Genomic DNA, 17,201 nt, shown 5'->3' on the forward strand with positions numbered 1-17,201 from the left:
AACGTCGTACTTAAATGTAGACGGGCGGACGTACAACGTATGACTGAGGATCAAGAGGCCGAGCTCGACGAGCAGGCCGATGACGTCGACGAAGAAGTAGCCGACGAAGCCGCCGACGAAGCCGAGGGGCTTCAGGAAGGCGACTTCGTCGAACTCGACTACACCGCCTACACCGTCGAGGACGAACAGCTGGTCGACACGACCGACCCCGAGGTCGCCGAGGAAGAGGGTGTCGACGACCAGGGTCAGGAGTTCAAGCCGCGAACGATCGTTCTGGGCGAGGGCCACATCTTCGAGGGCGTCGAGGACGCACTCATCGGCTCCGAACCCGGCGACGCCGGCTCCGTGACGATCCCCGCCGAGGACGCCTTCGGCGAGTACGACCCGGACAACGTCCAGACCGTCAGCGCAGAGAAGATCGACGAGGACGACCGCTACCCCGGTGCGAACGTGACGATCGAGGGCCAGCAGGGCTACATCAGCACGATCATCGGCGGCCGCGCCCGCGTCGACTTCAACCACCCGCTGGCTGGTGACGACGTCGAGTACGAGTACGAGATCCTCGACGTCGTCGACGACCGCGAACAGCAGGCCGCCGGTCTCTTCGAGATGTACCTCGGGATGGAGCCCGAACTCTGGATCGAGACGGACGAAGTCGAAGAGGAAGTCCCCGTCGAGCCCGACGAAGACGACGAGGACGACGAGCCCGAGTTCGAGACCGAAACCGTCGAGAAGGAGACGCTCTACCTCGAGGCCACGCCCCAGATGACGATGAACCAGCAGTGGATGATGGGCAAACAGCAGATCGGCCAGGACATCATCGAGAAGGTCGGTGTCGACCGCGTCATCGTCCAGGAAGTCATCGACGGCATGGGTGGCATGGGCATGGGCGGTATGATGGGCGGCATGGGCGGTATGGGCGGCGGCGACATCGAGGAGGCCCTCGAGGACGCCGACGTCGATGCCGACGAGATCGTCGAAGAGCTCGAAGGCGCCGAAGAATAACGCGACGCTGCCGTTTCTGGCCGTTTGTGTAACCGGTACTGACGAGCACGAACGTGCGCGGACCGGATTTTTCGCCCACAGGAGCGTACGTCGGCGTAGACGATGGTCGATTCGACGACCGATACCGCAGCGTCGCAGACGCAATCGAGACTGGCAGCGATCAAGCAGTGGGTTCTCCTCAATGGCAACCGGATTTCGATCGCGGTCGGCGTCGCGATTGCGTTCGGACTGGCGACACTGGCGCTTTCGATGATCAATGTCGCCCCGCTCGTCGATATGCAGCCGTTGTTTTACGCGCTTAGCAGACTGATATCGGGGAACCTGACGCTAATTACGGTCGTCGTCTCGATCAATCAACTGTTGCTCTCCCGGGAGTTGCAGTCCCCGGGCGAACTCGAGTCGGAGATCGAGGCGACCGTCGACTTTCGGCAGGAGGTCGAGGCGGTGACGAATCAGGTCGCGCCGGCGGAACCGTCGGGGTTTCTCCGGCTCGTCATCGAGAGCGCCCGACAGGACGCCCAGCGACTCGGCGGCATCGCCGCGGGCACGCTGCCGGCTGATGTTTACGATGAGATCGACGGCGTCATCACCGCGCTTACCGGCGAGTTCGACCTGATCGACCGACTCATCCAGGAATCCGATTCCGGGATCTTCAACACGCTCTCGACGATGCTCGAGACCAATTTCGCCCACGAAGTCCGTCGACTCGAGGAGGTCCGTCGGGCGTATGGCGCGTCCCTGCCCGAGGAAACCGATTCAGCGATCGACGACGTGCTCGACCGACTGCGCGAACTCGACATTGCCCGACAATATTTCAAATCGGTGTACTTGCAGGTCGAACTCTCCCGGCTCTCGCGCTACCTGTTTTACACGGGCTTGCCCGCCGTGGGCGTCGCGATCGCAACGCTATTCGTTCTCACCGTCGGGTCCGGACAGGGCCTCAGTCAGCCGGCCCGCGTGTTCGGCTTTTCGCTCGTCGTGACGATCGGCATGCTACCGCTCTCAGTTCTCTTTGCGTATATCCTGCGAATGGTGACGGTCACCGAACGGACCGCTGCGATCACGCCGTTTACGACGCCTGAACAGGAGGTCTGATCGGACGAGAGTCGGTGGCGCGATCACGCGATGTCGCGGCTCGTGTCGATCGCCACCTCTTCGGTCAACTCGAGTTTGATCGCGTCGGTCGGCTGGCGGCCGCCGCGGAACTTGGGGATCGTCAGGTGGTTCTCGAGTTCGGTGCCGGCGATCTCGGTCCGGAGATCGAAGACGGCATCGGCGGCGTGATACGTCCGTGTCCGATTCGCTGGCTCGTCGCCTTTCAGACAGTGGAGCATGGCGATACTACCGGTCTCGAGCATCGTGGACTTGAGCTCGTTGAGGAAGTCGACGTAGTCGTTCGTGTCGGTCCGTTCTAAGACGTCCATCGTATCGATGATGAGATTGGCACCGTCGGGGAGCGCGCCGACGAGCCGCGTCGCCTCCTCGAGAGGGGTGTCGCTCGTGACGTGTCTGACCGTGGGGCTGCCGACCGAGGACGGGGAGGTCTCGATCGCGTGGCGGACAGCGTCGTCGGAGCGTTCAGTCGAGAGATACAGCGTTCCTCGTGCGGCCGTGAGTTCGTAGAGGAGGAGTTCGGACTGGCTGGCAGGCTCGGCAGCAAACGCGACGAGACACCCCGGCGGCAGTCCACCGTCGAGTTTGCGATCGAGCACGCTGATTCCGGTATCCAGCCGACCGACCATACAATTGTAACCAATTGCTGTAGTGCCTGTATAACTCTTTGCGTTAGTATCATGGCCTGCGGTAGCAAGCTACACAAGACCGTCGCTCGTTCGTCATCGCTCGTGTGTGGTCTCGCTCGCCGCCTCGAATGGAGAGATTCAAGGGGCACGCCAAAGCCTACACGAACGAATGCGCCACGATCACCTCATCACGAGCAAACAATTCTCGCGGGCGGACATCGAGACCATCCTCGATTACGCGGCCGAAATCGACGACGACCCGTCGGCCGTCGCCGACCGTCACGCCGGGACGTTGCTCGGACTGCTCTTTTTCGAGCCGAGCACGCGGACGAAAATGAGCTTCGAGACCGCGATGAAACGCCTCGGCGGCGACGTCGTCGACATGGGCTCGATCGAGTCCTCGAGCGTCAAGAAGGGAGAGACGCTCGCAGACACCGTCCGCGTCATCGAGGGGTATGCCGACGCGCTGGTCTTGCGCCATCCCAAGGAGGGCGCGGCCACGATGGCCAGCGAGTTCGTCGACGTCCCGCTGGTCAACGCGGGAGACGGGGCGGGCCAGCACCCGACACAGACGATGCTCGATCTCTACACGATCCGGGAGAACGCCGGATTAGACGATCTGACGATCGGCATCATGGGTGACCTGAAGTACGGCCGAACCGTCCACTCACTGGCCTACGCACTGACGAACTTCGACGCCCACCAGCACTTCATCAGTCCGGAGAGCCTCCAGTTACCGCGAGAGGTCGTCTACGACCTCCACCAGCAGGATGCACCAGGGATCCGCGAACACGACTCCTTAGAAGAGATCCTGCCCTCGCTGGACGTCCTCTATGTCACGCGGATCCAGCGCGAGCGGTTCCCCGACGAGAACGAGTACCAGAAGGTCGCTGGCGAGTACCAGATCGACGCCGAGACGCTCGAGGCCGCGAGCGACGACCTGACGATCATGCACCCTCTGCCCCGCGTCGACGAGATCGCGCCCGAGATCGACGCGACCGAGCACGCGGCCTACTTCGAGCAGGCCCACAACGGCGTCCCGGTCCGGATGGCGTTGCTGGACCTCCTGTTGAGCGACGACAAAGCGATCGGGGGTGAGGCTGATGAGTAACGATCACGACCACCACGACGGAAACGACGAGCACGAACTGCGGGTCAGCAAGATCCGTGACGGGACCGTGATCGATCACGTCCGCGGCGGGCAGGCGCTGAACGTCCTCGCAATCCTGGGCATCGACGGCAGCGAGGGCGAAGAGGTCTCGGTCGGGATGAACGTCCCGTCCGACCGGCTCGCGCGCAAGGACATCGTCAAGGTCGAGGGACGCGAACTGAGCCAGGACGAGGTCGACGTCCTCTCGCTGATCGCGCCGGACGCGACGATCAACATCGTCCGGGACTTCGACGTCGTCGAGAAACACCGCGTCGAACGGCCCGGCGTCGTCGAGGGCGTCCTCTCCTGTCCCAACGCCGGCTGTATTACGACGAGCGGCGAGCCCGTCACCTCTCGGTTTACGGTCCTCGAGGACGGGGTGCGCTGTGCATACTGTGGGACGATCGTCCGCGAGGAGATCGCGTCGCTGATCGACACCTGAGACTGCCGGTCGGTCTGTTTTCTCGCCGAGATGACCATCCAGAATACCTAAGTATTTGCCAACCAACTTTTAACCGTACATGTCACGTACCGTCAAGATCGTACTCGCCCTGTTCGTTGTCGCCGTTCTCTACAAGGTCACGTTCGGCGGCTCCGACGACGTCGAAGTCGACTACGAACCGGCTGAATAGTATTCGAACGACCCGTCGACGCCGATCGCACTCGCGACACGATCGGCTGTCACGGACGGGTCTCCGACAGTAGCGCACTCCATTCCGAACCGCTTACGGTGACGGCGGCGTACCCTGAGCTATGTACGGCGTCGTCACCCGTAACGCCGAAGAAGTACGGTGGCCGGAGTTCGAGCGCGGCTTCTACGAAGTCAAAGACGTGACCGGCAGGTCGTCCGACCCGATCGCCGACGGGGTCAATATGGTCTCGTGTTTCGGCGATAACGCCGCTGCCGACGCCGACCCGTCACTGATGCCCGTCGACGACATGGGCCGGCCGGCCGACCGGCAACAGCCCTACTTCGACTGGGCCTACATCTGTCCGTCCCGTGAGGACTACCGGGAGGGCCTGTTCGAGGTCATCGACGACTGTGTCGCCGAAAACGAGGACGTTCGCCTCGACGACATCGGGTTTCCGCGCGCCGAATACTGTCGCTGTGGCGTCTGCGAACAGGCGTTCGCGGAAAGCGAGTTCGACGACCGCATGGAATGGCGGGCCGACGTCATCACCGAGTTCGTCGAGGAAGCCGTCGACCGAATTCCGGGGACCGTCTACATGACCCTCTACCCCGATCCCTACCCCGGCCACCTCTACGAACGTGCCGGCATCGATCTCGAGGCCATCGAAGAGTACGTCGACGAGTTCGTCGTCCCGTTGTACGATACGAACTACGGGACGACCTACTGGCTCGAGACGATCGCCAAGGGCTTCGAGAGCGCACTCGAGACGCCGTTTAACATCGAACTGTACGCGGTTAACGTCGACATCGACAACCTGATCCACGCGAGCGAGGTCGCCCAGGAGTACGCCAAGGGAGTCTTCTTCGGCTACGATGCAGGCAACGGCCGTGCGGCCCTGCGACGGATGCAGGCCGACGAGCGCGAGGGCGTCACTCACGGCGAACCGAGCTCCGAGTCGGACTCGTGAGTACGGTCGGTGTGGAAAGCGGCGGTAACCAGAGCCGGCTGGCGGTGACGGCTCGATGATCGGCCGAGCGACGTGACGCGAAAAGGAACCGCGACTCCGCGTGACTCCGGGGTGCGATCGGCGGGTTAATTCGACGTCGGTGGGCAGGACTACCGGGTCCGATTGTCGTCGTCGCCGAGAAGGTCGTCGTCGTCATCGTCCCGTATCATACCCTCATCGTCGCGGCCGCTGATATCGTCCTCGTTGCGGTCGATACCACGATCCGACGCTCCCGTTCCGGTGTCGGAACCCATCTCGGAGGTTCCACCAGTCGTGCCGGTCCCGGCGGGATTTCGCTCGAGGTGGATCTCGTCGTCGGTCACGCGACCGACTGCTTCCTCCTGAAGCGGGTAGGTATCCTCACCACTGTCGCCCCAGCCGAGTGTCGCCTTGATCGAGTCCGTGATTCCGGGATCCGGTTCGACGTGAGCGGTGCCGTGTTCGACGTCTTTGACCATACCAACCTCGTCACCGTCGGCGTTGACGACGCGCTTGCCGATGTCGTCGTCGGTAAACTGTGGGGACATTGCACTCGAAGAGTGGGGCGAGTCGCGCAAGGTCGTGGTGCTTGCTTGCGCTTGCGACCGGCTCGCATCGAGCCGACGTGACCCGTCGTCGATCACTCGAACGTCGGCTCTCGATCCTCGAGACGGGCAGCGACACCCTCTTCGTGGGCCCGTGAGGTGCGGGCCTGTGCCTGCAGCAGGTTCTCGTAATCCAGTCCGTCCGCCCACGACCGACCCAGGTTCTCGTGGATGGCCTGTTTCATCAGCCCGATCGTGGCCGTCGGGCCGTTCGCGAGCTGTGCGACGGTGTCTGTGACCCGATCGTCGAGATCGTCGGCGGGGACCGCCTCGTTGATCAGCTCGAGGTCGGCCGCGCGGGCGGCGTCGAAGAACTCGCCGGTAAACGCGAGCCGCTTGGCCGCGCGGAGTCCGACGATATGGGGAAGCATGACGGTGCCGCCGGTGTCGGGAAGCAGCCCGACCCTGACGAACGCACAGGAAAACCGCGCGTCAGCGGCGGCAAACGCGAGATCCGCGAGCGCGACGATCGACAGTCCTGCACCGATGGCGTCGCCGTTTACTTTCGCGACGATCGGGACGGGACACGCGAGCATCGCCTCGACGACGCGGCCGAACGTCTCGGTGACCTGCTCGTAGGCCGCCTGCGACGAGTCGGGGGTCTCGGCGAGCGCCTCGAGGTCGCCACCGGCACTGAAGGCGTCGCCCGCACCGGTGATGACGATCGCGTCGTACGCTTCGGGCGTGGCAGCTTCGATGGCATCGGCTAAATCGATGGCCGTCTCGGTCGTGAGCGCATTGCGTGCGTCCGGTCGGTCGAACGTCAATCGTAACACGCCATCATCGTCATGGGTTTTCATGCCACGACTGTTGTGCGCCCGGCTATTAAACGCGGGTCTCGACAGTTTCGTCCGGGAGATGGCACTCGGCAGGTCGAGCGGTCGCGAAAATCACCGAGATGGCCGTCAAGCGGGACTGTGGCTCCGGACGGTCAGCGGTCAGTTCGTCGGCATCGGCGGTGTGGCTGTCTCCTCTTCGGTGACGTTGAGTTCGGACGTCACGAGTGCGCGGTAGGCCCGACGCAGGCGCTCGGAGAGTGCCTGATGGGAGATGTCCAACTCCTCGGAGAGTTCCTGCATCGAAACCTCGCGCGGGATCTCGAAGTAGCCGTGATCGATCGCTGCAACCAGCGTCTCGTACTGGCGGGTCGTCAGCCCACACTGGGAGTTGGTCTCCGACGTTAGGTCGAACAGCCGGACGATCGTCGGGGTAACGTCGGCGTCGTCGAGGCGATCGTACAGCGAACTCACACACTCGCGGTCGACGACGCGGACGCTGAACAGCCACGTCCCGTTCGACGCCGACGCACTCAGTACTGTCCCACCCTCTTCGAGGACGAGCTCGAAGGGGTCGATGGTGTCCGGCTCGAACTCGATGTCGTACAGCCAGCGGTCCTCGTCGCTGCTGATCTGCGTATACGTTCCGATCGCGGTCGCCTCCTCGAGCGCGTCCTCGACGTCCGACTGGGACGGCCCGGAGAGCCAGAGTCCGTGGCCGCTCGAGGCGATTACCCGCTCCATCTCACACGTTAACGACGGAACGGCCTCGAACAGCTCGCCGGTTCCGGTGCCGTCGGCCTGAATCTCGATGTCTGCGATTGATGTCATAAGTCTCACCCATGGATACAGCGACGACGTCCATAACCTCACTTCCAAACCACTTAGAAGAGATTCGAGCGAATTACAACCCTGCTGATTGGTTGGCTGGCGGCCCCATTGCACACCGGGAGTCAGTACCGTCGAGGCGTCCCGACCAGCAACTGGACGGCGACGACGACGATCACCGCGATCGCGAGCAGGACGAGCGCGATCGGAACGATCGCGTCGATACCGCGGGCGATAAACGAGACACGGAGCTGGATCGGCATGGTTCGCGGGCTGTAAGCGACCATCATCGTCGCGCCGAACTCGCCGATCGCCCGGACGAACGTCAGCACGATCCCGGCGGCGATAGCGTTGCGCGCAAGCGGCAGCGAGACCAGCCGCACCGTCCGGAGTCGACCATACCCCATCGTCCGCGCAGCCTCCTCGAGGCGTGGGTCGACGCTGTCGAAACCCGCGCGGGCGGTGACGACGAGAAACGGCGCGGCGACGAACGTCTGGGCCAGGATCACACCGGCGCGACTCCCCGTCAGCGACACCCCGAGCGCCGCGGCGGCCGACCCGATCGGTGTATAGCGGCCGACGACGGTCAACAACATCACGCCGCCGACGATCGGTGGGACGACCAGCGGGAGCAAGACGGCGGCCTCGATCAGTCGCTTGCCGCGAAAGGAGGCTCGTGAAAGGACGTATGCCAGCGGGACGCCGAAGACGGTCGCGATGGCCGTCGCAACCGGTGCCGTCACCAGCGAGGTCACGATCGCGTCCTGCACCGCCGGCTCCGAGAGGGTGGCAGCGACGTCGACTCCACGTGTTCGGAGCAAAAAGGCCGCAAACGGTACGATGAAGTACGCGAGCAACACCGCCCCCAGCAACACCAGCATGGCCAGCCCGCCCGGAAGCCGCTCGAGGCCGCCGCCCCCACCGAGCCCGGACGCGGACGGACCGTCGCTCGCAGCCTCGGCGTTTGCGGTCCCATCGTGACTGCGATCGATGCGGCTCACGGCACGATCGCCTCCGGCGGCTCGCCGTGGAATCGGGGCAACGACTCGTCGACGCGGAAGCCGTGGTCGGCGAGCAGGTCGCCGTTCTCGAGGAGGAACGAGACGAACGCCCGGCCCGCGTCCGGCCTGTCAGCGCCGGCCCGGACGGTCGCGGTGTAGACGACCGGCGACCCCTCGACGGTGTGACCGTCGGCGGTCGTGTAGCTCGCCTGAGCGTATCGATCGGCGTATTCGGGGTTTCCGAAGTTGTATTCGTCAGCGAGTTCGCGAACGGCGACGTCGCGCTCGGCCGCCATGTTACTGTAGGCGACCGCACAGGCGCGGTTGCCGTTCTCGAGGCCGGCGAGTAGCTGCGGCTCGTCGGGCTCGCGGTAGACCCGGTCGGCCATCGCGTCGCGAAACCCCTCGAGGCCGTGTTCGCGTTCGACCAGTTCGAACAGCAACAGCGCGCGATAGCCCAGCGGATCGAGGTCGGGGTCGCTGATCGCGAGCTCGCCGTCGGCCGCGTCGGCAACGACTTCGTACCACGGCTCGCCGGCCGCGAGTCGCTGGCCGAGTTCCGTCTCCGGTGTGTAGGCAATCACGACCTCGTTAGCCGCGAACGCAGCGTCCCACTCGGTGTCGTCGGGATAGAGACGCTCCTGGAGAAGGGCGACGTCGGCACCGATCACCACGTCCGGCTGTTTCGTTCCGTCCTCGACGAACCGCAACACGGCGTTAGTGCCGTGGTACTCGCCTTCGTATCCGTGGTCCGTTGCGGACTCGAATGCTGGACCGATCCCTTCCTCGAGCGCAACGGCCAGGCTCCCCGCGGCCAGCACGCGAACGCGATCGGTACTGCCGAGACAGCCGGCCGTTCCGACGAGTCCGGCCGTCAGCCCCCCTGCCGCTGCGAGAAGGTCCCGACGACTGCGTGTGGCCGTCCCATCCGAGCGGTCGTCGCTGTGCATACGTCATGTTCATTTACGTCACAGGAAATAACTGGTGCTAGTTCCTTTAGCGACGTAATGTAACCAAAGCCAGTTAGCACTCGAGGGGCTCGAGCGAGCGAATCGTATCGACGAGGTCGTCGATCGCGTCGTCACCGCGGCCGACGACGGGGCCGCCGACCGCAGCCGGCTCTCGGTCACCCACGAGGATCGTCGGCAGCGGTGACTGCGAAAACCCCTCGACGAGGACGATGTCGTACCCGCGACGCGCGAGGCGCTCGAGCGTCCGCGAAAGGGCCTGAACTTCAGGGTCGTCGGACGCGAGGAGGGCGTCGCCGTCGGCGGCCGGTGGCGCGTCCTTTCCGTGTGTCGTCACCTCGAAGGTCATCGCCGGCGTGATGCCGACGACGGTCTCGGCACCCGCGGTTCGATGACGATGGGTGTCGGTACCTGGCGTGTCGACCTCGATATCGTGGTGAATCGACTTGATCGTCCCGACGCGGCCGCTGTCGGCCAGTCGGGGTACCAACTGCTCGACGAGCGTCGTCTTGCCGGCGTCGCTCGGACCGGCCAGACAGACGGCCCGCAGCCTCACGTTTCGTTCCATACGACGACATCGGCAGTCATCGTTTAAATCGCTGTGCAGCGTCGGCTGGCTCCCCATCGTCCGCCTGCCGGGGAGCCCACGACGTCAACGCCAGCGTCAGAACAGTTCGACGTGGATCCCATCGGCCTCGAGCTCGGCGGCGAACGCTTCGGCGTCGGTCTCGATCGGCTCGAACGTGTCGTAGTGCTCGGGCAAGACTAGCTCGGGCTCGATGCTCCGGGCGAGGTCGGCAGCCTCGGCGCGATTCATCGTGAAGTGGCCGCCGATCGGCGGGACGAGCACGTCAGCCGCAAGCGACTCGTGATGTGGAAGGTAATCCGTATCCGAGGGACACAGGATGGTCGTTCCCTCGAGCGTCAGTAGCAGGCCGATTACCTCGCCGTCGGCGTGATACGGCTCGCCGTCCTCGTCGACGTGGTCGCCGCCCGGAGCGTTGTAGGCGGGGACCGTCCGCACGTCGATTCCGTCGACGGTCGTCTCGCCCTCGTAGGGGAGGTCGATGACGTCGACCGCGAGCTCGCTTGTGTCGATCGCCTCGTAGGCCGCGACGGTGACGTCCGCCCCCGACACGGCTGCGATCGCTTCCGGATCGTAGTGGTCGAAATCGTCGTGCGTGACGAAGACCACGTCGCCATCACCCGGTTCACCGTCGACCACTTCGCTCCACGGGTCGATGTAGATGATCGTGCCATCCGCGGTCTCGAGACGCTTGCTCGCGTGGCCGAGTCGCTCGAACGTGAGTCCTTCGTAGTCAACTGCCATGGTGGCTCGAGCGTACGGTGAGGGTCGTCTTATAGGTCGGTCGTTCGGCGTTCAGCGCCGGTTCCACGTTCGCACAACTGTTTCGCTGGCCGGGTCCGTCGATGTCACCACTTAATTCGCTGGTGAACTACCCCACCCTACTCGCTCGCTTGCGCTCGCTCCTTGAGGGAGGGGGCTTACCGCCTCGATTCAGCTAATTCAAATCGCTCTGGCCGCTTTGCTCCTCACGAAATTGTTCGTCGCAAAAGCGGGCCGGGCGCGATTTGAACACGCGACCGTCTGATTAAGAGTCAGACGCTCTGCCGGACTGAGCTACCGGCCCTGTACCTCCGACTTTCCGTCGGTCGTTCAAATACGTTTCCCTTGGCAGGCGCTGTGATAGTGATCCACGCGCAACTGTGGCTCGAGCCACCGACTCAAAACGTCAGTTTATGCCACGCTTCGGGAACGTTAAGTGCGACCGGTCCGACGACTCGGGCAATGAGCACGGGGGTTACGATTTCGTCGATTTCTGACTACGCTATCTTGGGCTGTGGCAGCGTGGGGTACGCCGTCGCGGAGGAACTCGTCGAACAGGGTAAAGACGTCTTCATCGTCGACCGCGACGAGAGCCGGGTCGAATCGCTCCGTGACCAGGATCTGGATGCCCGTGCGGCCGACATCCGCGACGCCGAGGTCGCCGACCTGGTCGCCGACCGCGACGTCGTCCTGATCCTCGCGTCGGACGTCGAATCGAACAAACAGGCCCTCGAGCACATCCGCAACGCCGACGACGACCAGTTCGTCGTCGCCCGCGCGAGCGATCCCGTCTCCGGCGACGAACTCTCCGAACTCGGGGCCGACATCGTCATCAACCCGTCCTCGGTCATCGCCGAGTCCGCACTCCGGGCACTCGAGTCCGGCGAACTCGAGTACAACGCGGGGAACCTCGCCGCGTTAGTCGAGGAGACCTCGACGCGGCTGGCGATCATCACCCAGGACAGCCCGGATCCGGACTCGATCGCCAGCGCGGCGGCCTTGCAGGCGATCGCCGACCATCTGGGGATCGACTCCGACATCATCTACCTCGGCGACGTTGGCCACCAGGAAAACCGCGCGTTCGTCAATCTGCTGGGGATCGACCTCGTCCAGTGGGACGAGATCGAGGATCACTCGGTCTATGACACCGTCGCCTTAGTCGACCACGGGACCGCAGGCGAGATGGAACTTCCTGTCGACATCGTCATCGACCACCACGAGTCGGAGACCGAGGAGGGCGTCGAGCCCGAGTTCGTCGACATCCGGCCGAACATGTCCTCGACGTCGACGATCATGACGAAGTACATCCAGGAGTTCGATATGAACGTCTCCGAGGAGGTCGCGACGGCCCTGCTCTATGGCATCCGCGCGGAGACCCTGGATTTCAAACGCGACACTACCCCCGCCGATCTCACTGCCGCAGCCTACCTCTATCCGTTCGCGAACCACGACACCTTAGAGCAGGTCGAGTCGCCGTCGATGTCTCCCGAGACCCTGGACGTGCTCGCGGAAGCGATCACGAATCGAGATGTCCAGGGCAGCCATCTCATCTCCAACGCCGGCATCGTCCGCGATCGCGAAGCGCTGACCCAGGCCGCCAGCCACCTGCTGAACTTGGAGGGCGTGACCACCACGGCAGTCTTCGGCATCGCCGACGAAACGATCTTCCTCGCCGGCCGCTCGAAGGACATCCGCATCAACATCGGCAAGGTCCTGGACGACGCCTACGGCGAGATCGGCGAAACGGCCGGCCACTCCACCCAGGCCAGTGCCGAGATTCCACTGGGCATTTTCACCGGCATCGAAATCTCGGACGACACGCGGGATACGCTGCTCGAGTTGACCGAAGAGGCGGTCAAACGGACGTTGTTCGACGCGATGGGCGTCGAGGGAAGTAGCGAAGGCTCGAACGGCAACTAGTAGCGTTTCACACTGCACTGCTGGATCGAACCGATAGCCGCCCGCGAGTTCGATTCAGTAGCCGACGTGAGGACTATTAAACGACCAGCTCGTCCTCTTCCTCGTCGGGGTCGCGGACGCGCTCGACGACGTCGTTGATCAGGATGATGTCGCCGACCGACCGGACCCAGCGGTAGGGAACGATGATGCCCTGGCCGTTGCGGGCTTCTTCGGCGAACAGTTCGCTGTTCAGATTGGCGAGTGCGAGTCCGGAGACGACCTCGCCGTCGATATTCAGTCTGAGATCCTCGACTTCGCCCACGAAGACGCCGTTGTTCGAGTAGACCTCGCGACCGACGAGAGCGGTTATCTCTTGGGGTGTGTCGTCCATGTCTGGCTTCATGCATGGTGGACTCTTAACTTTTGGTCAGACAAGACAGTCCGCCTGTCGAACATCAGTCTACGGAGTCCCACCCGCGTCGCGAGTGCGGTCGGTACGAAAACGGTGTCCGTCGACAATACCGGGGAACCACCGAACCGCGATGCTCGACCTACCCCAGAATCGAGTCGACGGTGGCGTGATCCGACAGCAGTCGTTCCATCCGGTCGACCGTCTCTGCGTCGCGTGTCCGCCCGCTTCGAATCACGTCCTCTGCGCGCTCGACGGTCGCGAGCGTGTCCGTCTGCACGGAGAGGATCGGGACGCCTTTCTCGCTCGCCTGGCCGAGGATCGTTCCCGACGGGCGATGGCCGCCGGTCAGGATGAGACAGCGGACGCCGGGAGCCTCGAGCGCGGCGGTATGGATTTCGGCCCGGTCGCCGCCGGTGATGACGGCGGCGTCTTTCGTCCGTCGGAAGTGTCGCAGGGCACTGTCGGGCCCCATCGCACCGACGGAGAACCGCTCGACGTAATTGCCCTGTCCCTCGTCGACGAGCATCGTCGCGCCGAGTTCGTCGGCAAGTTCGGCGACGGTGACGCCCGACAACGCTCGCTCGCTCGGAAGGACGCCGTGGACCGGGATGCCACGTCCCTCGAGAAACGGCACCACGTCCGTCTCGAGTTGATCGTAGGCCGCGTCGGGAACGTCGTTGAAGACGACGCCGGCGAGTCGGTCGCCGAAGTCATCGGCGGCTGTGAGTACGTCGTCGATGTCCGCCGGGATCTCGTACGGCGCGACCAGCAGGACGCGGGCGTCGAACAGGTCGGCGATATCGGCGTCAGTGAGGTCGACGATTTGACCGATGTCGTACCGGCCGCCACCCTCGACGAACAGTCGGTCGTGATCGACCGCGAGGGTTTCGAACGCCTCCCGGACGCGTTCGCGGAGGTCGTCCGGGTCCTCGCGGCCGCGGATCACCTGCTCGATGAACGTCGGCGAGTAGACCACCGGCTCGAGGTCGTGGATCTCCGCCTCCAACTCGAGCAGTTCGCGGGCAAGCAGCGGGTCCTCGTCTAAGGTCTTGCCGACGTTGCTCTGGAGTCGGGTGCCTTTTGGTTTCATGTAGCCGACGCTGTCGCCTGCGTTCTGTGCGAGTCGGGCGAGTGCCAGCGTGATAGCCGTCTTGCCGGTGCTCTCTGCGAGCGAGCTAACGAGTATCGTGTCGGTCTCGTCGCCGGCGTCGGTCGGGTCGCTGTCGGCGGCAGTCGTACTGGGCTCGCTCTCGGCGGCCGTCGGGTCGGGTTCTGAATCGGTGTCGGTGTCGGTCATAGGTCCTCCGTGTCGAGTTCGTCAGTGTCGACGGTAAGTCGTAGATCGATCGCCTGTACGCCATCGGGCCCCGCCACGAGCGGGTTGATGTCGAGTTCGAGGATCGACGGGAAGTCCGTCACGAGCTGTGAGAGCCGCTGGATCGTCTCGACGACCCCATCGACGTCCGCGGGTTCGCGGCCGCGAGCGCCGCGCAACAGCGGCGCGGCCTGGATCTCGTCGACCATTCCACGGGCCTCACGCTCGCCGATCGGCGCGATGCGAACCGACGTGTCCTCGATGATCTCGACGAAGATCCCGCCGAGCCCAAACAGCAACAGCGGGCCGAACTGCGGGTCGCGGTTCATCCCGACGATCGTCTCCGTCGCGGCCTCGAGGTCGACTAGCTCCTGGATCTGGACGCCGACGATCGTCGCGTCTGGTTGGTAGTTGCGCGCCCGCGCAACGATGTCCTCGTAGGCGTCGTAGACGTCGTCGGTGGCGACGCCGACTTTGACGCCACCGATATCGGATTTATGTGAGATCTCGGGGCTGACGATCTTCATGACGACGTCGCCGTCGATCTCCGCAGCCACCTCGCGGGCGCGGGCGGGATCGTCGACGATCTCGCCGGCCGGCGTCGGAATGCCGTAAGCCTCGAGCAAGTCCATCGACTCGACGCCCAGCCGGTTGTTGTCGCGACGCTCGGCGCGCGCCAGTATTCGTCGGGCGCGCTCTCGATCGACGTCGAACGTCTCGGGTTCGTCGATCGTCCGCTCGCGAATCTCGCGAAAGCGCGCGAGCGCGTCGAGTCCGGACACCGCGCGCGCGGGATCGAAGTAGTTCGGAATGCCCGCCTCGCGCAACCGCTTCTCGGCATCGCGGGCCCGCTGCCCGCCCATCAGGCAGGTGACGACCGGCGTCTCGTGTGTCTCGCGTTTCTCGATCACCGTGTCGGCGAGGTCGTCGTACGACAGGACCGCCGTCGGGGCAGACACGACGACCGCACTGCCGACGTTCGGATCCGCGAGTGCGATCTCCAGGGCCTCACCGAACCGGTCGACGTCGGCGTCGCCGATCGCGTCGATCGGGTTGTAGACGTTGGCCTCGTCGGGCATGGCCTCGGTCAGCGCCGCGATCGTTTCGTCGGTGAAGTCGGCGATCTCGAGACAGGAGTCGCCGACGGCGTCGGTCGTCAACACGCCGGGCCCACCTGCGTTCGTCACGACGGCGACGCCGTCGGTGTCGGGTTCGGGCAGTCCCGAGAGCGCCCGCGCGTAATCGAACAACTCCTGGACCGAGCGGGCCCGCAGGACACCGGCCTGCTCGAGGCCAGCCTCGTAGGCCCGTTCGCTGCCGGCGATCGCACCGGTGTGCGAGGAGGCCGCCTTCGCGCCGGCGTCGGTCCGACCGGATTTGACGAGCACGATCGGGGTCTCGCGGGTCACCGTGCGGGTGTCCTCGATGAACGCCTGGCCGTCGTCGACGTCCTCGAGGTAGCCGATCACGACGTCGGTCTCCGGATCTGTCCCCCACTCGCGGACGAAATCCGTCTCGTCGAGAACGGCCTTGTTTCCGAGCGAGACGACGTCCTGGAAGCCGATTCCCTGTTCGGTGGCCCAGTCGAGGACGGCGGTGATGAACGCCCCCGACTGGCTCATAAAGGAGATCGAGCCCTCGAGCGGGCGCTCGGGGCCGAAAGAGGCGTTCATGCCGTTCGGCGTCGACATGATCCCGAGGCTGTTGGGGCCGACGATGTTGAGGTCGTGTTCGGCGGCGAGGTCGCGGAGTTGGCGTTCGCGCTCGGCCCCTTCGCTGCCCGTCTCGGAGAACCCAGCGGTGATGACGACGACGTTCTCGGTACCTGCCTCGGCGAGATTCCGGATCGATTCGAGCACGATGTCGGGCGGTACGGCGATCACTGCCAGTTCGACCGACGGGGCGCTCGCCACGTCATCGTAGCACTCGAGTCCGAGTACCGTCTCACGCGAGGGGTTGATCGGGACGACCTCGCCGTCGAATCCGTTCTGTAGGTTCTCGAGAATCGCCCGGCCGACGGCGCCCTCGCGGTCTGTCGCGCCGACCACGGCGACGGTGTCGGGATCGAAGAGTGCGGATAACCGTCCCATCGGTCGAGCGTTCGCCGAGTAGGGTGTTAAGCGTATGGCGTGTTCCCGCCGTTCGACATGGCGAGACGGGACGCCGCGGGGTCGCATCACCGTCGGGACGCGCCGATCGCCACGCCGAGACCGTAACAGAGGAACAGCCCGCCGTACAGCAGGAAGTGGACCGGACTATCCGTTTCGAAGACGGCTTCGACGAGCGCCATTCCGACGGCGTACGCGACCAGGCCACCGACGACGAACTCCTCGACCGAGTACTCGAGGACGGTCGCGACACCCGTCCCGGCGACCACAGCCAGAAAGGCGATGAACGCGAGCGTGACTCCCTCCCCGACGACGGCTGCGACCGGCAGCCAGTAGACGTGTCTGGGCGGCCAGAGCGCGTATCCGACGACGAACGCGAGGAGACTGGTTGCGAGGACTCGCAGCGGCGCTCGAGCCATACGAGAGT

The 17,201-nt window shown here is 64.4% G+C and carries 18 protein-coding genes and 1 tRNA gene; 6 read left to right on the forward strand and 13 right to left on the reverse strand.

Annotated elements, in window-relative coordinates; translation table 11 throughout:
* Window positions 1-39 precede the first annotated feature (39 nt).
* Both ACFR99_RS14780 and ACFR99_RS14785 read left to right on the forward strand, forming a co-directional pair.
* Window positions 40-1,005: an FKBP-type peptidyl-prolyl cis-trans isomerase gene (locus ACFR99_RS14780; protein ID WP_390288668.1), complete on the forward strand. Its 966-nt coding sequence runs from the start codon at window positions 40-42 to the stop codon at window positions 1,003-1,005.
* A 102-nt stretch (window positions 1,006-1,107) separates the two neighbouring features.
* Window positions 1,108-2,100 (forward strand): DUF7972 family membrane protein, encoded by a 993-nt coding sequence (locus ACFR99_RS14785; protein WP_390288670.1) that lies wholly within the window; start codon window positions 1,108-1,110, stop codon window positions 2,098-2,100.
* A 23-nt stretch (window positions 2,101-2,123) separates the two neighbouring features.
* Here ACFR99_RS14785 and ACFR99_RS14790 read toward each other — a convergent pair whose 3' ends face one another.
* Complete coding sequence (locus tag ACFR99_RS14790) at window positions 2,124-2,747, reverse strand: RAD55 family ATPase (protein WP_390288672.1); 624 nt, start codon at window positions 2,745-2,747, stop codon at window positions 2,124-2,126.
* 169 nt (window positions 2,748-2,916) lie between these two features.
* Here ACFR99_RS14790 and pyrB point away from each other — a divergent pair, with 169 nt between their 5' ends.
* The 3 genes from pyrB (at window position 2,917) to ACFR99_RS14805 (ending at window position 5,496) form a co-directional block, all read left to right on the forward strand.
* Complete coding sequence (gene pyrB / locus ACFR99_RS14795) at window positions 2,917-3,858, forward strand: aspartate carbamoyltransferase (protein WP_390288674.1); 942 nt, start codon at window positions 2,917-2,919, stop codon at window positions 3,856-3,858.
* Window positions 3,851-4,339, forward strand: coding sequence for an aspartate carbamoyltransferase regulatory subunit (gene pyrI / locus ACFR99_RS14800; protein ID WP_390288676.1), 489 nt, complete (start codon window positions 3,851-3,853; stop codon window positions 4,337-4,339). The genes pyrB and pyrI overlap by 8 nt, the downstream gene beginning before the upstream one ends.
* A gap of 311 nt (window positions 4,340-4,650) precedes the next feature.
* On the forward strand, window positions 4,651-5,496 hold the full coding sequence (locus ACFR99_RS14805) for a glycoside hydrolase family protein (protein ID WP_390288678.1): 846 nt from the start codon (window positions 4,651-4,653) through the stop codon (window positions 5,494-5,496).
* Between the two features lie 149 nt (window positions 5,497-5,645).
* Here the strand turns inward: ACFR99_RS14805 and ACFR99_RS14810 are convergent, their stop codons facing one another.
* The 8 genes from ACFR99_RS14810 to ACFR99_RS14845 all read right to left on the reverse strand — a co-directional run bounded on the left by ACFR99_RS14810 (window position 5,646) and on the right by ACFR99_RS14845 (window position 11,344).
* Window positions 5,646-6,062, reverse strand: coding sequence for a hypothetical protein (locus ACFR99_RS14810; RefSeq protein ID WP_390288680.1), 417 nt, complete (start codon window positions 6,060-6,062; stop codon window positions 5,646-5,648).
* 92 nt (window positions 6,063-6,154) lie between these two features.
* Window positions 6,155-6,919, reverse strand: a complete 765-nt coding sequence (locus tag ACFR99_RS14815; protein ID WP_390288682.1) for an enoyl-CoA hydratase/isomerase family protein — start codon at window positions 6,917-6,919, stop codon at window positions 6,155-6,157.
* Window positions 6,920-7,057: 138 nt separating this feature from the next.
* Window positions 7,058-7,726: a helix-turn-helix domain-containing protein gene (locus ACFR99_RS14820; RefSeq protein WP_390288684.1), complete on the reverse strand. Its 669-nt coding sequence runs from the start codon at window positions 7,724-7,726 to the stop codon at window positions 7,058-7,060.
* Window positions 7,727-7,848: 122 nt separating this feature from the next.
* Entirely contained in the window at window positions 7,849-8,724 is an 876-nt protein-coding gene (locus ACFR99_RS14825) for an ABC transporter permease (RefSeq protein ID WP_390288686.1), read from the reverse strand.
* The gene (locus ACFR99_RS14830) at window positions 8,721-9,674 is read right to left on the reverse strand and encodes an extracellular solute-binding protein (protein ID WP_390288688.1); all 954 of its coding nucleotides are present in this window, start codon (window positions 9,672-9,674) and stop codon (window positions 8,721-8,723) included. The genes ACFR99_RS14825 and ACFR99_RS14830 overlap by 4 nt, the downstream gene beginning before the upstream one ends.
* A 73-nt stretch (window positions 9,675-9,747) precedes the next feature.
* Entirely contained in the window at window positions 9,748-10,260 is a 513-nt protein-coding gene (gene mobB, locus ACFR99_RS14835; protein ID WP_390288690.1) for a molybdopterin-guanine dinucleotide biosynthesis protein B, read from the reverse strand.
* A 96-nt stretch (window positions 10,261-10,356) separates the two neighbouring features.
* The gene (locus ACFR99_RS14840; protein ID WP_390288692.1) at window positions 10,357-11,022 is read right to left on the reverse strand and encodes an MBL fold metallo-hydrolase; all 666 of its coding nucleotides are present in this window, start codon (window positions 11,020-11,022) and stop codon (window positions 10,357-10,359) included.
* 248 nt (window positions 11,023-11,270) lie between these two features.
* Window positions 11,271-11,344, reverse strand: a tRNA-Lys gene (locus ACFR99_RS14845).
* 158 nt (window positions 11,345-11,502) lie between these two features.
* Here ACFR99_RS14845 and ACFR99_RS14850 point away from each other — a divergent pair.
* Window positions 11,503-12,960, forward strand: a complete 1,458-nt coding sequence (locus tag ACFR99_RS14850) for a DHH family phosphoesterase (protein WP_390288694.1) — start codon at window positions 11,503-11,505, stop codon at window positions 12,958-12,960.
* Between the two features lie 76 nt (window positions 12,961-13,036).
* On the opposite strand, the gene ACFR99_RS14855 is transcribed toward ACFR99_RS14850, so the two are convergent.
* The 4 genes from ACFR99_RS14855 to ACFR99_RS14870 form a co-directional block, all read right to left on the reverse strand.
* Window positions 13,037-13,330 (reverse strand): PRC-barrel domain-containing protein, encoded by a 294-nt coding sequence (locus ACFR99_RS14855; RefSeq protein ID WP_390288696.1) that lies wholly within the window; start codon window positions 13,328-13,330, stop codon window positions 13,037-13,039.
* Window positions 13,331-13,490: 160 nt separating this feature from the next.
* Window positions 13,491-14,648, reverse strand: a complete 1,158-nt coding sequence (locus ACFR99_RS14860; RefSeq protein WP_390288698.1) for a phosphotransacetylase family protein — start codon at window positions 14,646-14,648, stop codon at window positions 13,491-13,493.
* Entirely contained in the window at window positions 14,645-16,756 is a 2,112-nt protein-coding gene (locus ACFR99_RS14865; RefSeq protein ID WP_390288700.1) for an acetate--CoA ligase family protein, read from the reverse strand. The genes ACFR99_RS14860 and ACFR99_RS14865 overlap by 4 nt, the downstream gene beginning before the upstream one ends.
* A gap of 86 nt (window positions 16,757-16,842) precedes the next feature.
* The gene (locus ACFR99_RS14870) at window positions 16,843-17,193 is read right to left on the reverse strand and encodes a hypothetical protein (RefSeq protein ID WP_390288702.1); all 351 of its coding nucleotides are present in this window, start codon (window positions 17,191-17,193) and stop codon (window positions 16,843-16,845) included.
* Window positions 17,194-17,201: the final 8 nt, after the last annotated feature.

It is taken from the genome of Haloarchaeobius amylolyticus (assembly GCF_042678045.1).
Lineage (GTDB): Archaea > Halobacteriota > Halobacteria > Halobacteriales > Natrialbaceae > Natrinema > Natrinema amylolyticus_A.

Coding starts and splice junctions, on each gene's coding strand:
- mobB (WP_390288690.1), bottom strand. CDS start 10,260: ATGGAACGAAACGTGAGGCTGCGGGCCGTCTGTCTGGCCGGTCCGAGC.
- ACFR99_RS14785 (WP_390288670.1), top strand. CDS start 1,108: ATGGTCGATTCGACGACCGATACCGCAGCGTCGCAGACGCAATCGAGA.
- ACFR99_RS14865 (WP_390288700.1), bottom strand. CDS start 16,756: ATGGGACGGTTATCCGCACTCTTCGATCCCGACACCGTCGCCGTGGTC.
- ACFR99_RS14850 (WP_390288694.1), top strand. CDS start 11,503: ATGAGCACGGGGGTTACGATTTCGTCGATTTCTGACTACGCTATCTTG.
- ACFR99_RS14780 (WP_390288668.1), top strand. CDS start 40: ATGACTGAGGATCAAGAGGCCGAGCTCGACGAGCAGGCCGATGACGTC.
- ACFR99_RS14815 (WP_390288682.1), bottom strand. CDS start 6,919: ATGAAAACCCATGACGATGATGGCGTGTTACGATTGACGTTCGACCGA.
- ACFR99_RS14810 (WP_390288680.1), bottom strand. CDS start 6,062: ATGTCCCCACAGTTTACCGACGACGACATCGGCAAGCGCGTCGTCAAC.
- pyrI (WP_390288676.1), top strand. CDS start 3,851: ATGAGTAACGATCACGACCACCACGACGGAAACGACGAGCACGAACTG.
- pyrB (WP_390288674.1), top strand. CDS start 2,917: ATGCGCCACGATCACCTCATCACGAGCAAACAATTCTCGCGGGCGGAC.
- ACFR99_RS14830 (WP_390288688.1), bottom strand. CDS start 9,674: ATGCACAGCGACGACCGCTCGGATGGGACGGCCACACGCAGTCGTCGG.
- ACFR99_RS14855 (WP_390288696.1), bottom strand. CDS start 13,330: ATGGACGACACACCCCAAGAGATAACCGCTCTCGTCGGTCGCGAGGTC.
- ACFR99_RS14870 (WP_390288702.1), bottom strand. CDS start 17,193: ATGGCTCGAGCGCCGCTGCGAGTCCTCGCAACCAGTCTCCTCGCGTTC.
- ACFR99_RS14820 (WP_390288684.1), bottom strand. CDS start 7,726: ATGACATCAATCGCAGACATCGAGATTCAGGCCGACGGCACCGGAACC.
- ACFR99_RS14860 (WP_390288698.1), bottom strand. CDS start 14,648: ATGACCGACACCGACACCGATTCAGAACCCGACCCGACGGCCGCCGAG.
- ACFR99_RS14805 (WP_390288678.1), top strand. CDS start 4,651: ATGTACGGCGTCGTCACCCGTAACGCCGAAGAAGTACGGTGGCCGGAG.
- ACFR99_RS14840 (WP_390288692.1), bottom strand. CDS start 11,022: ATGGCAGTTGACTACGAAGGACTCACGTTCGAGCGACTCGGCCACGCG.
- ACFR99_RS14790 (WP_390288672.1), bottom strand. CDS start 2,747: ATGGTCGGTCGGCTGGATACCGGAATCAGCGTGCTCGATCGCAAACTC.